18 protein-coding genes are annotated in these 16342 nt (G+C 72.5%); 7 read left to right on the top strand and 11 right to left on the bottom strand.

The annotated features are described in order from the left end of the window. Positions 1-9 precede the first annotated feature (9 nt). The 3 genes from H297_RS0130065 to H297_RS0130055 all read left to right on the top strand — a co-directional run bounded on the left by H297_RS0130065 (position 10) and on the right by H297_RS0130055 (position 2316). The gene (locus tag H297_RS0130065) at positions 10-834 is read left to right on the top strand and encodes a metal ABC transporter ATP-binding protein (protein ID WP_486589727.1); all 825 of its coding nucleotides are present in this window, start codon (positions 10-12) and stop codon (positions 832-834) included. After that, positions 831-1775, top strand: a complete 945-nt coding sequence (locus tag H297_RS0130060; RefSeq protein WP_027740077.1) for a metal ABC transporter permease — start codon at positions 831-833, stop codon at positions 1773-1775. Before H297_RS0130065 ends, H297_RS0130060 begins: the two co-directional genes overlap by 4 nt. 127 nt (positions 1776-1902) lie before the next feature. Then, positions 1903-2316, top strand: coding sequence for a Fur family transcriptional regulator (locus H297_RS0130055; RefSeq protein WP_027740076.1), 414 nt, complete (start codon positions 1903-1905; stop codon positions 2314-2316). Positions 2317-2617: 301 nt separating this feature from the next. Here H297_RS0130055 and H297_RS39195 read toward each other — a convergent pair whose 3' ends face one another. Then, on the bottom strand, positions 2618-3433 hold the full coding sequence (locus H297_RS39195) for a peptidoglycan recognition protein family protein (protein WP_064744900.1): 816 nt from the start codon (positions 3431-3433) through the stop codon (positions 2618-2620). Between the two features lie 128 nt (positions 3434-3561). Beyond that, positions 3562-4239, bottom strand: coding sequence for a TetR family transcriptional regulator (locus H297_RS0130040; protein ID WP_027740075.1), 678 nt, complete (start codon positions 4237-4239; stop codon positions 3562-3564). Between the two features lie 143 nt (positions 4240-4382). Between H297_RS0130040 and H297_RS43850 the strand changes: the two genes are divergently transcribed. Continuing rightward, the gene (locus H297_RS43850; RefSeq protein WP_027740074.1) at positions 4383-4544 is read left to right on the top strand and encodes a hypothetical protein; all 162 of its coding nucleotides are present in this window, start codon (positions 4383-4385) and stop codon (positions 4542-4544) included. Position 4545: 1 nt separating this feature from the next. Further along, complete coding sequence (locus H297_RS0130030) at positions 4546-4839, top strand: hypothetical protein (RefSeq protein ID WP_027740073.1); 294 nt, start codon at positions 4546-4548, stop codon at positions 4837-4839. An 18-nt stretch (positions 4840-4857) separates the two neighbouring features. On the opposite strand, the gene H297_RS0130025 is transcribed toward H297_RS0130030, so the two are convergent. From H297_RS0130025 to leuA, 8 genes are all read right to left on the bottom strand, one after another. Further along, complete coding sequence (locus H297_RS0130025) at positions 4858-5700, bottom strand: isoprenyl transferase (RefSeq protein WP_027740072.1); 843 nt, start codon at positions 5698-5700, stop codon at positions 4858-4860. 51 nt (positions 5701-5751) lie between these two features. Next, the gene (recO, locus tag H297_RS0130020; RefSeq protein ID WP_027740071.1) at positions 5752-6510 is read right to left on the bottom strand and encodes a DNA repair protein RecO; all 759 of its coding nucleotides are present in this window, start codon (positions 6508-6510) and stop codon (positions 5752-5754) included. A 25-nt stretch (positions 6511-6535) separates the two neighbouring features. After that, positions 6536-7198, bottom strand: a complete 663-nt coding sequence (locus H297_RS0130015; protein WP_051352316.1) for a response regulator transcription factor — start codon at positions 7196-7198, stop codon at positions 6536-6538. A 361-nt stretch (positions 7199-7559) separates the two neighbouring features. Continuing rightward, positions 7560-8852 carry a sensor histidine kinase gene (locus tag H297_RS39190; RefSeq protein WP_486589726.1) on the bottom strand — a complete coding sequence of 431 codons (1293 nt, stop codon included), beginning with the start codon at positions 8850-8852 and terminating at the stop codon, positions 7560-7562. Positions 8853-8953: 101 nt separating this feature from the next. Continuing rightward, positions 8954-9268: a hypothetical protein gene (locus tag H297_RS44680; protein WP_037795729.1), complete on the bottom strand. Its 315-nt coding sequence runs from the start codon at positions 9266-9268 to the stop codon at positions 8954-8956. Further along, positions 9265-10656: a GH1 family beta-glucosidase gene (locus H297_RS39180; RefSeq protein ID WP_037795728.1), complete on the bottom strand. Its 1392-nt coding sequence runs from the start codon at positions 10654-10656 to the stop codon at positions 9265-9267. Before H297_RS39180 ends, H297_RS44680 begins: the two co-directional genes overlap by 4 nt. Before the next feature lie 121 nt (positions 10657-10777). Then, positions 10778-11449, bottom strand: coding sequence for a hypothetical protein (locus H297_RS0130000; RefSeq protein WP_027740069.1), 672 nt, complete (start codon positions 11447-11449; stop codon positions 10778-10780). Positions 11450-11686: 237 nt separating this feature from the next. Beyond that, complete coding sequence (gene leuA, locus H297_RS0129995; protein WP_027740068.1) at positions 11687-13486, bottom strand: 2-isopropylmalate synthase; 1800 nt, start codon at positions 13484-13486, stop codon at positions 11687-11689. 384 nt (positions 13487-13870) lie between these two features. Between leuA and H297_RS0129990 the strand changes: the two genes are divergently transcribed. Both H297_RS0129990 and H297_RS0129985 read left to right on the top strand, forming a co-directional pair. Further along, entirely contained in the window at positions 13871-14968 is a 1098-nt protein-coding gene (locus tag H297_RS0129990; protein WP_027740067.1) for a M4 family metallopeptidase, read from the top strand. Positions 14969-15044: 76 nt separating this feature from the next. Beyond that, entirely contained in the window at positions 15045-15320 is a 276-nt protein-coding gene (locus H297_RS0129985) for a protealysin inhibitor emfourin (protein WP_027740066.1), read from the top strand. Positions 15321-15374: 54 nt separating this feature from the next. Here H297_RS0129985 and H297_RS0129980 read toward each other — a convergent pair whose 3' ends face one another. Then, a complete protein-coding gene (locus tag H297_RS0129980) occupies positions 15375-16193 on the bottom strand; it encodes an HAD family acid phosphatase (RefSeq protein WP_027740065.1) in 819 nt (272 codons plus the stop codon). Positions 16194-16342 lie beyond the last annotated feature (149 nt).

Below are 16342 nucleotides of genomic sequence, written 5' to 3'. Positions count from 1 at the left end.
ACGTGAGGCATGACGAGCAAGCCGTCGACGGACCGTGACCGGGAGGGACGCCAGGAGCGGGACGGCACCGACGTGGCCGTCGCCCCGCCCGCCGTGGCGCTGCGCGGGGCGACGGCCTCGCTGGGCGGCCGGCCCGTGCTGCGCGGGGTGGATCTGACGGTGGCGCACGGGGAGACGGTCGCGCTGCTGGGGGCGAACGGCTCCGGCAAGTCCACCACCATCCGCGCCGTCCTGGGCCAGGTGCCGCTCACCGGCGGCACGCTGGAGCTGTTCGGCACCCCTCTCGCACGCTTCCGGCAGTGGCGGCGGCTCGGATACGTACCGCAGCGCTCGACCGCCGCCGCGGGGGTCCCGGCGACCGTCCGCGAGGTGGTGGCGGCCGGCCGGCTCGCCCGGCGCCGCTTCGCCCCGCTGGGCCGCGGCGACAAGGCGGCCGTGCGGCGTGCCCTGGAGCAGGTGGGGATGGCCGAGCGGATGAAGGACCCGGTCGAGGCGCTCTCCGGAGGCCAGCACCAGCGGGTGCTGATCGCGCGGGCGCTGGCCGCCGAGCCCGAACTGCTGATCATGGACGAGCCGCTGGCGGGGGTGGACGTCGGCAACCAGGAGGCGCTGGCCGCAACCCTGCGCCGACAGGTGGAACAGGGCACCTCCGTGCTGCTGGTGCTGCACGAACTGGGCCCGCTGGCCCCGCTCATCGACCGCGCCGTGGTACTGCGCGACGGCCGGGTCGAACGGGTGGAGAACCCGGACCGGCTGCACGATCTGGCCTGCCATCCGCACGGCGCCGAACCGGCCGAGGCCGCACCCACCATCGAGACGGGGCTGCTCACATGACCGAGATGCTGGACTTCGCCTTCATGCAGCGGGCGCTGCTCGCCGCGTTGCTCGTCGGCCTCGCCGCGCCCGCCGTGGGCATCTACCTCGTGCAGCGCCGACAGGCGATCATGGGGGACGGCATCGGGCACGTCGCGCTGACCGGTGTCGCGCTCGGCTTCCTGCTGAACAGCAACCCGGTGTGGATGGCCGTGCTCGTCTCGTCGCTGGGTGCCGTCGCGATGGAGCTGATCCGCTGGTACGGCAAGGCGCGCGGCGACATCGCGCTGGCCATGCTGTTCTACGGCGGCATGGCGGGCGGCGTCATGATCATCAATCTGTCGCCCAACGGCTCCAACGCCAACCTCACCACCTATCTGTTCGGCTCCGTCACCACCGTCTCGGCGGAGGACATCGTCGCCATCGTGGGGCTGTCGGTCTTCGTCCTGCTGGTCTCCCTGGGCCTGCGGCGGCAGTTGTTCGCCGTCTGCCAGGACGAGGAGTTCGCACGGGTCACCGGGCTTCCGGTGCGGTTGCTGAACCTGCTGCTGGCGGTGACGGCGGCGGTCACGGTCACCGTCGCCATGCGGGTCGTCGGACTGCTGCTGGTGAGCGCGCTGATGGTGATCCCGGTTGCCGCCGCACAGCAGGCCACCCGCGGATTCGCGGCCACGCTGGGGCTGTCGGTCGGCTTCGGCGTGGTCGTCACCCTCTCCGGGACTGTGACCTCGTACTTCGTCGACGTCCCGCCCGGCGCCAGCATCGTCGTCCTGGCCATCGTCCTGTTCGGCCTCGTCACCGCGCTGGCCGCCCCGTTGGCCCGGCGGCGGTTCACGCGGGCGCATCCCCCGGGCGTCCCCCGGGGAGCCTCACCAGGACAGGACGAGGCGGCTCCGGCCACGGAGGGGAGCGCCGCCGCGACCGGCGGTGCGGGGGCGGCGGACCGCCCTACCAGGGTGTAATACCCGCGCTCCGGGTTCGCCCGGCACAAGCACCGGGTTCGCCTGGCACAATGGGTCGTCGCGAACGCCGCGCCGACACGGAGCCGCTCAGGCGCTCCCGGAGCCGACGAACGTAAGGAGCCAGAGCGTGACCACCGCAGGTCCCCCTGTACGCGGCCGGTCGACCCGGCAGCGCGCCGCCGTCGCTGCCGCGCTCGCCGAGGTCGAGGAGTTCCGCAGCGCCCAGGAGCTGCACGACATGCTCAAGCACCGGGGCGATTCGGTGGGGCTCACCACGGTCTACCGCACCCTGCAGTCCCTCGCCGACGCCGGCGAGGTCGACGTGCTGCGCACGGACGAGGGCGAGGCCGTCTACCGCCGGTGCCACAGCGACGACCACCACCACCATCTGGTCTGCCGCGCCTGCGGCAAGGCCGTGGAGGTCGAGGGCCCGGCCGTGGAGAAGTGGGCGGCCTCCGTCGCCGCCGAGCACGGTTTCGTCGACGTCGGCCACACGGTCGAGATCTTCGGCACCTGCGGGGAGTGCGCCAAGGCCCGTTAGCCCCGGCTGCCCACTGTCCGGCGGCGCGGCTCAGGCAGCGGCCGTTCGACCAGCGGCGATCAGTGCCGTTCCCCGGTCGGGGAGTCGGGACCGTCCAGGACGAGTCGCTGCGCGATCTGCTGCTCGACCGGCCGAGGGCCAACAGCCCCTGGCCGGCACCCGCGTGGTGCGGCGGCCTGCCGGCCGTGACGCTGCCGGTGTGCGCGGCGCTCTTGCGGCGGCGCACCGTCTGACGTGGGGCAGCCTGCCGCACGGAAGCCCGCGGCGGGCCGCCCACCCGGCCCGAGGCGGGCACGCCGTCTCAGCCGGGGCCGGGTAGGGCGGAGCGCGCGGGGGCCGTCGGTCCGCCGCGGGGTCTCCTCGGCGGGCCCGCGTCCGTGTGCGTGCCGCGGTGCAGGAGGCGGGCCGCCTCGTCGCGGATCTTCGGGAGCGCGTCGTAGAGCGCCTTGCCCGGACAACTGGTGTCGTAGGCGTCCAGGTGGCCGGAGATGACGTGGAACTCCGCCTTGCCGCCCTTCGGGTAGCGGCTCTCGTCACTCGTGGAGGTCATCCGGGTGCGGCCGTGCGGATCGGTCCCCGGTTGCAGTTTCCACGCGGCGATCCTGGCGATGGACTCCAGCATCTTCGGCGGCACCTTCGCCCCCTCGGTGAAGGTGCCGAGAGCGGCTATACCGATGCTGTGGATGTTGAAGCCCTTGGTGTGGGCGCCCTCCACCGCGTGGCGTGCGGCGCGGGCACGGCCCTCGTAGATGGTGCCGCAGCGGTCGACGACGAAGTTGTAGCCGATGTCGTCCCAGCCGCGCCGGATGTGGTCGGCCTGCAGGGCCCGCAGCATGGCGGGGGCGTCGTCGCAGTCGTAGTCGTTCGGGTGGTTGGTGTGGTGGATGAAGACGGCCTGCACGCCGTGCACGTAGGACGAGCGCTCGCGCGCGGTCCTCTCGTCGGCGCCCCATGCGGCGCGGGTCACCACTCGGGGGCGCGGTCCGGCCGTGGCCCGCTCGGCCTCGGCAGCGTCACCCTGCTGTATCGCGTCCCGCAGCGGAGCGGCGCATATCACCAGCAGCACCAGCAGCGTCAGCGGGACGCACACCGCGAACGCGGCTTTGGTCGGTCGCATAGGCCAACCGTGCGGCAGACCCCACCCCCCGCCCAGGCGAGTGACTCCGTTCGGGCGACGGGTCACCCCACCCCACCCCGCCTGACCTGCTCTTTCCGGGCCGGCGCGGCGGGGTCACGGAGCGTACGTCACCCGCTTGCGAAGGGTGGCGAGGCGGACCCGTCACTGTCCGGGGCCTGCTCGCTCGTCCAGTGGCGGCGGCCCAAGCTGATGAGGCGCAGCCGGCGGCGCGCCGCGTGGGCGACGGCGTCCTGGGGCGGGCCCTCGCCCTGGGCGGCCTCCAGGAACGCGGAGGCCGTCATCACCATCAGGTCGACGTACGTCTCCCCCAGCATGCGCAGGTCCTCGGCGCTCCAGTTCCGGGAGACCTCGTCCCCGGCCAGCAGGTGGGCGACCTCCTCGGCGAAGCGGTCGAGTTCGGCCCCGATGGCGACGCGGACCGCAGCCACCCCGCCGTGCCGCTCGCCGGCCACGAAGCGGATGTGCTCGGGGTGGTCGCGTACGTGCGCCGCGAGGGCGTCGACGAGGTGGTCGATGCGCTCGCCGTCCCCGCTGTGCTCGGTCAGGCCGCTCCGTATCACCTCGTGCAGGCTGCCCAGCGACTCCTCGACGAGCGCCACGCCGAGGTCGCTGACGTCCCGGAAGTGCCGGTAGAAGGCCGCGGGAGAGATACCCACGGCGCGGGTGATCTCACGCAGGCCCAGGCTGCTGAGGCTCTGCTCCTTCAGCAGCGCCAGGCCCGCGTCGAGCAGGGCGCGGCGGGTCCGGGCCTTTTGGAGGTCCCGCTGCGAGGGGGTGGTACTCATGGGCTCAGTAAACAGTTGTGTGCCGAGCGCCGCAATGGGGTACCCTCAGACTCAGTGAACAGTTGTCACGACACTTGTTCACCGAAATGCGACCGCATCACGTCCGGAGGCCGGACCGCCTCCGCAGAGAGAGGAGAGGAACCGTGCTCTTCCTCGTCGCAGCGTTCCTCCTGCTGGGCGTCCTGGTGGGCCCACCCGCCCACCTGCCGCCCGCCGTGAGCCTCACCGCAGCCGCGGCCATCGCCGCCTGGCTGCTCGTCTTCACCGTCCGCGAACGCCACCGCCGCCACCGGAAGGGAAGCTGACATGACCACCGCGAGCACCCCGCACACCCTCCGCAAGGGCCGCACCCGCCGGGGTGACGCCGACACCGCCGACGATATGGCCGTGGCCTCGTTCGTCATGGGCCTGGCCGGGCTGCTGGTCTTCAACATCGTCCTGGGACCCTGCGCACTCGTCCTCGGCACCCTCGCCCTCACCCGGGACACCACCCGGCGCGGCCGCGCCCTGCTGGGCCTCGGCCTCGGCGCCGCCGACCTGATCGTGCTGGCCGTCACGGTGACCGCGGGTGGCGCCGTCACGTGGAACTTCGCAGGCTGACACCGCCCCGCGGGCCGCCTACCGGGCCTCGGCGGCCTGCGCCTGGCCCTGGCCGCCCTCGTTGGGCAGGGCACCACCGAAGCGGCGGTCGCGCTGGGCGTACTCCAGGCAGGCCGCCCACAGGTCCCGCCGGTCGAAGTCCGGCCACAGCACGTCCTGGTAGACCATCTCCGCGTAGGCGCTCTGCCAGATCAGGTAGTTGGACGTCCGCTGCTCGCCCGAGGGGCGCAGGAAGAGGTCCACGTCCGGCATGTCGCGGTAGTACAGGTACTTCGCGAACGTCTTCTCGTTCACCTTCGAGGGATCCAGCCTGCCGGCTGCGACCTCCTCGGCCACGGCACGCGCCGCGTCCGCGATCTCGGCGCGGCCACCGTAGTTGACGCAGAAGTACAGCGTCATCGCGTCGTTGCCCCGGGTCTGCTCCTGGGCGACCTGGAGCTCCTGGACCACCGACTTCCACAGCTTGGGCATCCGGCCCACCCACCGGATGCGGATGCCCAGCTCGTCCATCTCGTCGCGGCGGCGGCGGATCACGTCCCGGTTGAAGTTCATCAAGAAGCGCACCTCTTCCGGCGAGCGCTTCCAGTTCTCGGTGGAGAAGGCGTACAGCGACAGGTTCTTGACGCCCATCTCCAGGCAGCCCTTGAGGACGTCCATGACGACGCCCTCACCGACCTTGTGGCCCTCCGTACGCGGCAGCCCGCGCTGCTTGGCCCAACGGCCGTTGCCGTCCATGACGACCGCCACATGGTTCGGGACCAGCTCGCCCGGGATCCTGGGCGGCCGCGCCCCCGACGGGTGCGGTTCCGGGGTCACGTACTGGCGCTGCTGCGACCAGGACAGCATTCCGCGGCGGGCCATTCGGTACTCATCTCCAGCGGACGGGACAGGGGGCAGGTGACCCGCCCGAGCCTAACCGTTCGACGCCTGCCGCACGTACCGCAAGGAGCGCAGCCCCCGCTCCAGGTGCCAGTGGAGATACGCCGAGACCAGCCCCGAGCCCTCCCGGCAGTGCCGCGACTCGGCGGCGTCCGCGGTCTCCCAGTCCCCCGTCAGCAGGGCGCCCAGCAGCCGCAGCGCCTCCGGCGAGGGGACGACGCTGCCCGGGACGCGGCAGTCGCCGCACACCACACCGCCCGAGGCCACCGAGAAGAACCGGTTCGGGCCCGGCAGCCCGCACTTGGCGCAGTCCGCGAAGCTGGGGGCGTAGCCGCCCATCGCCAGCGAGCGCAGCAGGAAGGCGTCCAGCACCAGGCCCGCGCGGTGGTCGCCCGCGGCGAGGGTGCGCAGGCCGCCGACCAGCAGCAGATACTGCTGCACGTTCGGCTCGCCCTCGTGGTCGGTGAACCGCTCCGCGGTCTCCAGCATGGCCGTGCCCGCCGTGTAGCGGTCGTAGTCGGTCACGATGCCGCGGCCGTACGGGGCGATCGTCTCCGTCTGCGTGCACAGCGGGAGGCCGCGGCCCACCAGTTCGCTGCCCCGCGCGAAGAACTGCACGTCCACGTGGCTGAACGGCTCCAGCCGGGCCCCGAACTTCGACTTGGTCCGCCGCACCCCCCGGGCCACCGCCCGCACCCGCCCGTGCCCCCGGGTGAGCAACGAGATGATGCGGTCGGCCTCGCCGAGTTTCTGGGTGCGCAGGACGATGCCGTCGTCGCGGAACAGGGACATACGGGCATTGTCGCCTACCGGTGTGTCAGGCCGGGCCCGGTGGGACGGCTCCGGGGGTGACCAGGCCGGACTCGTACGCGGTGATCACCAGTTGTGCCCGGTCACGTACGGAGAGCTTGCCCATGATGCGGCTCACATGGGTCTTGGCGGTCAGCGGGGAGAGGGCGAGGGAGCGGGCGATCTCCGCGTTGTTCAGGCCGCGGGCCACCAGGGTGAGGACCTCGCGTTCGCGCGCGGAGAGGACGCCGAGAACGCTGAGGGCACTGAGGGAGCCGGGGGAGCCGGGGGCCGACTCGCCGTCGGCGTCCGGCGCGGGGGCCCGCAGCACGCGGGCGATCAGCCGGGCCGTCGGGCCGGGCGACAGCAGGGACTCCCCCGCGGCGACCGTCCGGATCGCCTCCAGGAGTTCGGCGGGCCGGGTGTCCTTGACCAGGAAACCGGAGGCCCCGGCGCGCAGCGCCTCGACGACGTGGTCGTCGGTGTCGTACGTGGTCAGGACGAGGACCCGCACGTGGCCGAGGTCCTCGTCCGCGGCGATCAGCCGGGTGGCCTCGATGCCGTCGAGGTCCGGCATGCGGATGTCCATCACCACGAGGTCCGCCCGCTGCGAACGGGCCAGCGCGACGGCCTCCCGCCCGGTGCCGGCCTCCCCCACGACGGCCATGCCCGGTGCGGAGGCGATGAGCATGGCGAAGGCGGCCCGCACCAGGGTCTGGTCGTCCGCAAGCACGATCCGCAACGGGGCGCTCGCGCCATCGGGCGCGCCCGCGCGGGGAACGTCCCCGCCGGAACCGCCCCGACCGGGCGCGCCGCCACCGGGATCGGCCGCTCCGGGTTCCCTTGCGCCGGGCATCCCGACCCCGGGAGCGCCCCCGCCGGGCTGCTCCCCCGCGCCGGGCACCCCGGCACCGGCACCGCCCGCACCGGACCCCCTCACGCCGGGCGCACCCGTACCGGGACCCTCCCCGCCGGGCTGCTCCCCCGCGCCTGACACATCCGCAGCGGACGCGTCCGGGCCGGGCTCCGTGCCGGGCACGCTCGGGTCGGGGTCAGTCATGGTGGGCTCCAGCGGGGCGGTCCTTCTGCGGGGCTGGGGGCTTCTCCCGGGCGGAGGCGGGCAGGTGGGCGGGGAGCAGGGCGGTCACGGCGAAGCCGGGGCGGCCCTCGCGGGGGCCGGCGTCCAGTGAGCCGCCGACACTGCGGGCCCGCTCCCGCATGCCGACGAGTCCGAAGCCGCCTCCGACGCCGCCCGCGGCACCGGGTTCCCGTCCCCCGCCGTCGTCGACGACACTCACCCGCAGGGCCCCGCCCACGCCCTCGACCACGGCCCGCACAGTGACCGAGGCCCCCGCGTGGTGGACGGCGTTGGTCAACGCCTCCTGGACGATGCGGTAGGCAGCGGCGCCGACGGCGGGCTCGGGCGCCAGGGCGCGGGCGGTCTCCCGGACGGACAGGTCGACACGGGCGCCCGCGTGGCAGGCGGCCCGTGCCAGGTCGGGAAGGCCGGAGAGTCCGGGCAGCGGTTCCATGCCGTCGGCGTCGCCGGCGCGCAGCACCTCCAGGGTCGTCCGCAGCTCGGAGCGGGCGCCCCGGCAGGTGTCGGAGATGCCGTCGAGCGCCTTGGCGACGGCCGCACGGTCGAGCCGGTCGGGGTCGGCCACCAGCACGTGAGCGGCCACCGAGGTCTGCACGCCGATCAGGGTGATGCTGTGGGCGAGCAGGTCGTGCAGGTCGCGTGCGATGCGGAGCCGTTCCTGGGCGACGCGGCGGGCGGCCTCCTCCTCGCGGGTGCGTTCGGCCCGCTCGGCGCGCTCCAGGACAGCGGCCACGTAGTTGCGGTGGATGCGCACCGCCTCACCGACCAGCACGACCACCACCAGCCAGCCGGAGGAGCGCAGCATCTCGCCCAGTTGGTGGTCGGCGCCGATGCTGCCCATCACCGTCGACATGATGCCGAGGAGCACCGCGAGAGTGGTGAAGGTACGCCAGGGCGGCCCGGCGACGGCCATGGCGTAGAGGGCGACGAGGGCGGCGGGGACGGCCGCCGAGTGGGGGTGGCCCAGCGCGTGGTACGGCCCGACGCAGGCCACGATGACGGCGACGGTCAGCCAGGGCGCGCGGCGTCGGAGCACCAGAACGGCGCCGGACGTGGTCAGCAGCGCCCAGGCCCACACCGTCGGAGGCCGCCCGTCGGAGGCGGGGGCGGTGAGTGCCAGTGCGGTCTGCGCCGCGCACATCGCCAGCGCGAGCAGCAGGTCGCGCCGGGCCACGGGCACCGCCTGCCGGCGCGGCCGCAGGATGCGGTCGACGAGGGTGTTCACCGGGTCCCGTGGCCGTCGCACAGGCCCAATCCTGCGCCACGGCCCGCCGGTTGGGACAGGCGGGTGCCGCCTCGACCGCAGGGACCGTCCCAGCCCGCGCGGGGCGCCCGGCCCGTGGGGCCTCAGCGCACCCTGCGGAGGCGGAGGACCAGGACGGTACCCAGGAGGCCGACGGCGGCGGCGATCAGGGAGACGGCGGCACCGATGCCGGTCACCCAGGCCGGCACCGACCCCTTGCTCCGGCCGGCGGGGGCCGGCTCGGCGGCCTGGAGGGCGAGCAGCACCTGGAGGGGCCCGTACCAGCCCACCCGCACCGAGCCGTTGGCCAGCGCCGGCGCCGCCGTCCAGCGCGGGGTGACCGGGGCGGTGGGCTCCGCCAGGGGATCGGCGGCGGGGCCGGTGGGCTCGTGGCGGGGGTCCGGCGGGGAGACCGTCACCTGCCGTCCCGTTGGCCGCGGGGCTGCCGGCCGCGCTGGTCGCGCAGGACGTCACGCAACCAGCGGTAGGAGTCCTTGGGGGTGCGCTCCAGCGTCGTCCAGTCGACGTGGACGAGTCCGAAGCGCTGGGCGTAGCCCTCCGCCCACTCGAAGTTGTCCAGCAGCGACCACACGAAGTAGCCGCGCACGTCGGCCCCGTCGTCGATCGCGGCGTGCAGCTCCCGCAGGTGGGCGTCGTGGAAGGCGATCCGCTCGGTGTCGGCGGCCGGCTCCGGGTAGGCGCAGCCGTTCTCGGTGATCATGACGGGCGGCAACTGCGCGCCGTACCGGTCGCGCAGGATGCGCAGGGTCTGGGCCAGCCCCTCGGGGACGACGGCCCAGCCGAACCCGGTCCGCTCCCTGCCGGGGATCTCGCGGATGCCGAAGGGCAGCCCCTCGGGCATGCCGATCCCGGCGAACTCGGCGGCCCCGCCCACCGGGTCGGGGGCGCCCACGAGGGTGGGCTGGTAGTAGTTGACGCCGTACCAGTCGAGTGGCTCACCGATCACGGTGAGGTCGTCGGCGACGGGGCCGGGCAGCATGGCCGCGAGCCCGTCGTCGGGGTAGCGGCCCAGCAGCAGCGGATCGGCGAAGAGGCGGTTGGTGACGAGGTCGTAGAGCTGCGCTGCCCCGGTGTCCTCCTCGCGTCCGGACAGCGGCCAGACCGGGCCGTGCGAGTTGGCGATGCCCACCGAGCGTGCCCCGCGGGCCCGCAGGGCGCGGACGGCCAGGCCGTGGCCGAGCAGTTGGTGGTGCGCGGCGGGCAGCGCCTCGAACAGCAGTTGCCTGCCCGGGGCGTGCTCCCCCAGGCCGTAGCCGAGGAGGGTCAGTTCGGCGGGCTCGTTGAGCGTGATCCAGTGGGTGACGCGGTCGGTGAGGCGGGCGGCGACGAGGTCGGCGTAGTCCGCGAACCGGTGTGCCGTGTCCCGTGCCAGCCAGCCGCCGCCCTCCTCCAGCGGGAGCGGGGTGTCCCAGTGGAAGAGGGTGGTCACCGGCTCGATGCCCGCGGAACACAGCGCGTCGACGAGCCGGTCGTAGAAGTCGAGCCCCGCCGTGTTGACCTTCCCGGAGCCGGTGGGCAGCACGCGCGGCCAGGACACCGAGAACCGGTAGGCCCCGACGCCGAGATCGCGCAGCAGCGCCACGTCCTCGGGCCAGCGGTGGTAGTGGCCGGTGGCCACGGAGGCGTCGCTGCCGTCCTTGACGCGCCCTGGCTGCCGGGTGAAGGCGTCCCAGGACGAGGCGCCCCGGCCGTCCTCGTCCTGGGCCCCCTCGATCTGGAAGGCGGAGGTGGAGACTCCCCACAGGAAACCGTCGGGAAAGCCGGGCAGCGGCTGATGGGTCGTCATGGACGGAGCCCATCAACGGCCCGCGCAACCCGTCAATACCCGTGCGTGACGCAGGGGTCGGGACCCGGCCCGCTCCGCGGTGTCGCGGGACGGGGCCTCCCGTGCGTCGGCGGGCCAGGTGTCAGGAGGGGGTGCCGGCGCGGATGAGCAGGCGGTCCACGTCCTCCGTGCCGAGTTGGAGTGCCTGCCCGATCGCGCCCAGCGCCTCGCGTTCGGCGGCGCAGTAGGGCGCGTCGGCCAGTGCGATGCGCGCCCCCTGGAGCAGCAGGCTCTCGCGTCCGGGGACGGCCAGGTGCGGGGTGAGCGCGATCAGCGCCTCGTACGGGTCGGTGTGCCGCACCGAACGGGAGGGTCCGGCACGCCCGCTCCCGTCGCCGTGCGGGACGGCGACCAGCGCGGTCAGCTCCTCCTCGTCGCAGGTACCGAAGCCGGCGGCGCGCAGGGTCTGCACCGCGCTCTCGCGTACCGCGCGTGCGTCGGCGCCGCCGGCGGTCAGCACCACGAGCGCCACGCTGTGGACTGCCTCGCGGAGCATGGTGGCGAGGCGTCCCGTGGTGGGGCGGTCGAGCGAGTCGACGGCGAAGTGGCCGCGGCATGCGACGCATTCGACGACGGGACCGGCCGGTCCGCGCGGGATCAGCGGGAGCCCCAGCAGCACGAAGCGGCGCCGCCCGGCGCGCCTGCGGTAGCGGCGGTCACCGCCGCAGTCGGGGCAGAAGAAGTCGCCGTCGTCGAGGGTGCGCCAGCTCGTGCGGACCCCAACGAGACGAACACGAAAGGGTCGTTGGCGCATGGCCTCGCACCTCCATCACGATTCGGCAACGTCGCCGGATGAACGTGATGTTAACCACAGGCAGGCCGCGGAGTCAGCCCCGCGGGACCCGATTCGGTGCGGCGAGCCGCGAATTCCTGCCGGCTCGGCACAGTTCCCCGGCCGGAGCGCCGGGCAGAACCCGCGGGCCGCGCGGCCGTCCTGCCTGTCGGCCGGGGCGCGGCGCCCGGCCGACAGGCAGGCAGGTGTCGCCCTCGTTCAGCCGCGGTAGGCGCGGTTGACCGCGGAGACCGCCGCCTTGATGGAGGCGCGCACGATGTTGGCGTCGATGCCGACGCCCCACAGCACCTGCCCGTCGATGGCGCACTCGATGTAGGCGGCTGCCTGGGCGCCGACGCCCTCGCTCATCGTGTGCTCCACGTAGTCCAGCAGCCGTACGTCCACGTCCAGCGCGTGCAGGGCGTCGAAGAAGGCGGCCAGCGGACCGTTGCCGGTTCCGCTGAGGGTCACCGGCTCGCCGTCCACGACGGCTTCGACGGTGAGCGCGTCGGCACCCTCGCTCGTCGCGGACGTCTGCGCCCCGCGCAGCGCGATGCGGCCCCAGCTCTTCTCGGGGGTGGGCAGGTACTCGTCCTGGAAGGTCGCCCAGATGTCGGCGGGGGTCACCTCGCCGCCGTCCGCGTCGGTCTTCTCCTGGATGATCCGGGAGAACTCCACCTGCATCCGGCGCGGCAGGTCCAGGCTGTGCTCGCCCTTGAGGACGTAGGCGATGCCGCCCTTGCCGGATTGCGAGTTGACGCGGATGACCGCCTCGTAGGAGCGGCCCACGTCCTTGGGGTCGATGGGCAGGTAGGGGACGGACCACTCGACGTCGTCCACCGTCCCGCCCGACTGCGCCGCGCGGGCCTCCATGGCCTCGAAGCCCTTCTTGATGGCGTCCTGGTGGGAGCCGGAGAAGGCGGTGTAGACCAGGTCGCCCACGTACGGGTGGCGCGGGTGGACCTCCATCTGGTTGCAGTACTCGTAGGTGCGACGGATCTCGTCGATCTGCGAGAAGTCGATCATCGGGTCGACGCCCTGGCTGAACAGGTTCATCCCCAGGGTGACCAGGTCGACGTTGCCGGTGCGCTCGCCCTGCCCGAACAGGCAGCCCTCGACGCGGTCGGCGCCCGCCATCACGGCCAGCTCGGCGGCGGCCACGGCGGTGCCCCGGTCGTTGTGCGGGTGGACCGACAGGCACACGTGCTCGCGCCGCGACAGGTGGCGCCCCATCCACTCGAACCGGTCGGCGTGGGTGCTGGGCGTGGAGCGCTCGACGGTGGCGGGCAGGTTGAGGATGATCTCGCGGCCGTCCTCGGGCTGCCACACGTCCATGACGCCCTCGCAGACCTCCAGGGCGAAGTCCAGCTCGGTGTCGGTGAAGATCTCGGGGCTGTACTGGTAGCCGAAGACGGTGCGGTCGTCCAGCAGCTTCTCGGCGTACTCCAGCACCAGCCGGGTGCCGTCCACGGCGATCTGCTTGACCTGGTCGCGGGTGCCGCGGAAGACGACCTCGCGGAAGACCGGTGCCGTCGCGTTGTACAGGTGCACGGTGGCGTGGTGGGCGCCCTTGAGCGACTCGACGGTGCGCTCGATCAGTTCCTCGCGGGCCTGCGTGAGGACGGAGATCGTCACGTCGTCCGGGATCGCACCCTCCTCGATGATGGAGCGCACGAAGTCGAAGTCCGTCTGGCCCGAGGAGGGGAAGCCGACCTCGATCTCCTTGTATCCCATGCGCACCAGCAGGTCGAACATCTCGCGCTTGCGGGCCGGGGACATCGGGTCGATCAGCGCCTGGTTGCCGTCCCGCAGGTCGGTCGACAGCCAGCGGGGCGCCTTGGTGATCCGGTTGCCGGGCCAGGTGCGGTCGGGGATGTCGACCGCCTCGTACTGCCCGTACTTGTGGACCGGCATGCCGGAGGGGCGCTGGCGTACCGAGGCGGCGGTGATCGGGGTGGCGCGGCCGACCGGGCGGCCGGAGCGGCCTGTCCGGTTCTGCTGAGGGGGCTGGGATGTCATGGCGTGGGGCTCCTGTGGAGGTTTCGCCGCTCGCCGGGTACGGGCCGAGGTGATGAGGCTCAGCCGTGGACGCGCCGTACGAGCGAGGCGAAGGGTTCTTCGAGGACCGACGACAGCACCGAACTCCGCGGGGAGGGGGTCGGCCTTGCGGTGGCTACAGACCCTCGCCGCGGCAGCTAAGAAGAAGCAGCCCGAAACGCATGATGTCAGCATCATAACGGAGGCCCGCTGTGCCGACAGAGGCGTATCACCATGCGGGACACCCCGGAGCAGCGACGAGAACGACACAAAAGTGATGTTTCAGTGCCGCGTTCACCACCGTTTCGCGGGAAATCATGGCAGCGAGTGGTGACAGGGTGGTGACTCAGTGCCACATTGCTTTCCATGAAGGTACATCTCGCGCACTCCCCGCAGACCCACCCCGTCTTCTGCACGATCGTGCCGCCTCACCTCCTCGACCAGGTATCGAGGCACGGCGACGATCTCTTCTCCCGGCCCGCCAGGCGCACCCTCGAAGTGGACGCGACCCAGCGCACCCGACGCCAGATCATCACTGTGCGTCACGGATTGCTCGCGGCGGCGCGCTCCGCGGCCGACGTCGACCCCGCCGAGCGGAAGCCGCAGCGCACCATCTACGACGCACAGCACACCGAACAGCTTCCCGGCACCAAGGTCCGCGAGGAGGGCGCCGCGCCCTCCCAGGACGCCTCCGTCAACCGCGCCTACGCCGCGCTGGGCGCCACCTTCGAGCTCTATCTGGGCGTCTACGACCGCTGGTCCATCGACGGTGCCGGACTGCCGCTGACCGCCAGCGTCCACTACGGCGAGGAGTACAACAACGCCTTCTGGGACGGCGACCAGATGGTCTTCGGCGACGGCGACGGGGAGGTCTTCCGCGACTTCACGCTGCCCGTCGACGTCATCGGCCACGAGCTGACCCACGGTGTGACGCAGTACACCGCCAACCTGGAGTACCTCGGCCAGTCCGGGGCGCTCAACGAGTCGATCTCCGACGTCTTCGGCTCCCTGATCAAGCAGCACAGCCTCGGCCAGAGCTCCGAGGAGGCCGACTGGCTGATCGGCTCGGGGCTGTTCACCGACCAGGTCGAGGGCGAGGCGCTGCGCTCGATGAAGGCCCCGGGCACCGCGTACGACGACGACGTCCTGGGCAAGGACCCGCAGCCGGCCACCATGGACGACTACGTGAACACCAGCTCCGACAACGGCGGGGTGCACATCAACTCCGGCATCCCCAACCACGCCTTCTACAAGCTGGCCGTGGACCTGGGCGGCAACGCCTGGGAGCGGGCCGGACAGATCTGGTACGACGCCCTCACCGGCGGCACCCTGCAGGCGGACACCGACTTCGCCGCCTTCGCCAAGGCGACCGCCGAGGCCGCCAAGTCGCGCTACGGCGACGGCAGCGACGAGTTGGAGGCGGTACGCAAGTGCTGGTCCGAGGTGGGTGTGGAGGGAGCATGACCACGTAGGACCACGACTTCGTAAAGCCGCCCGACCGGCCCTTAACGCGCGGCCGGACGGCCGGGAAGATGGAAGCATGCGTATCACCGTCATTCGCACGGGGGGCTTCGGCGGACTCACCCGCCGGGCCACCCTGGAGACCACCGGACGGCCCGACGCCGACGAGGTCGCGTCCCTGGCCGACCGGGCACTGCGCGAGGGCCTCAGCGAGGCCCCCATGGGGGTGCCCGACGGGTTCCACTACGAGCTCGACGTCGAGGGCGGCACCTCCGGTACCGCGCACTTCGCCGACCCCAAGCTCACCGAGGCGCAGTCCGCGCTGGTGAGAAAGGTCCTCAAAGAGGGAGCGTGACCGGGGCGGGCGGCTGCGCCCGCCCCGGCCCGGACACCTGCCCGGGCGAACGCGTCAGGGCAGGTAGTACATCGGGTTGGGCAGCTTGACCCTGCGGGCGGCGTGGCCGCCCTTCAGATCGCTGTACTGGTCGCCGAAGTTGGCGAGGATGTCGTACCCCTGGTCCTCGATGTGCGCCCGGGTGCCCGACTTGTACTCGACGGTCGTGCAGTCGTCGTCGCTGCCGCAGTCGAGGTAGTCCGGCGGGTTCTTCTCGTCCTTGAGGAAGAAGTGCTTCTTGTCGACCGGGATGTCGTACCCGGCCTTCTTGAGGTTCCGCACGCTCCAGTCGCGCTGGTACTCGGCGCGCCCGGTCACCAAGAAGACCGCGACGCCCTTCTCGTGCGCCCAGTTGACGAGCTTGCGCATGCCGAAGACCGGAGCCATGTTCTCGGTACGCAGGTAGTCGTCCTGCGCCTTTTCGCTGAAGTTGTAGCCGATGCGGCGCTCGAAGTTGTAGGTCAGCAAGGTGGTGTCGTCCACGTCCAGCACGATGGCCGGCTTGCCGGCGTGGTGCCCGCCGCCGCCCCGGTGCCCGTACTTCCCCAGGTCCCCCCGCAGGTTCTTGCGCGCCTTCGCCGCGATGCCGCGGGTCTGCTGGGCGTAGTTGCCCTGCGGCGAGGCGTAGTGCTCGCCGTCCTCGGTCTCGATGTCGCCGTAGTACGCCTCGATCTTCGTCTTCACCTGGTCGAGGTTGGGGACCTCCTTGTCGCTGCGGGGCGCGGTGCTCCTGTCGGCCTCGGCGGTGGCCTGACCGACCCCGAAGAAGGCCGTCCCCGCGAGGGCTGCGACAGCCACGAGGGGCAGAACGGTACGGACGGACCGACGGGACATACCAGCTCCTGAGAGGGCGGGGACGGAACCCGGGGAACGTAACAGCGCCCGCAACGCCCCATCTACGCGCGGAGATTCAACAGTACGTAAAAACCCGCCGGGAACCGGGCGGGGGCGGCCCCGGAAGGCGGGGCGGCGGCGTCGGGGAC

The sequence above is a fragment of the Streptomyces sp. CNT360 genome (assembly GCF_000424785.1).
The sequence above is the reverse complement of the archived record's forward strand: the minus strand, read 5'-3'. Positions and strand labels throughout refer to the sequence as shown.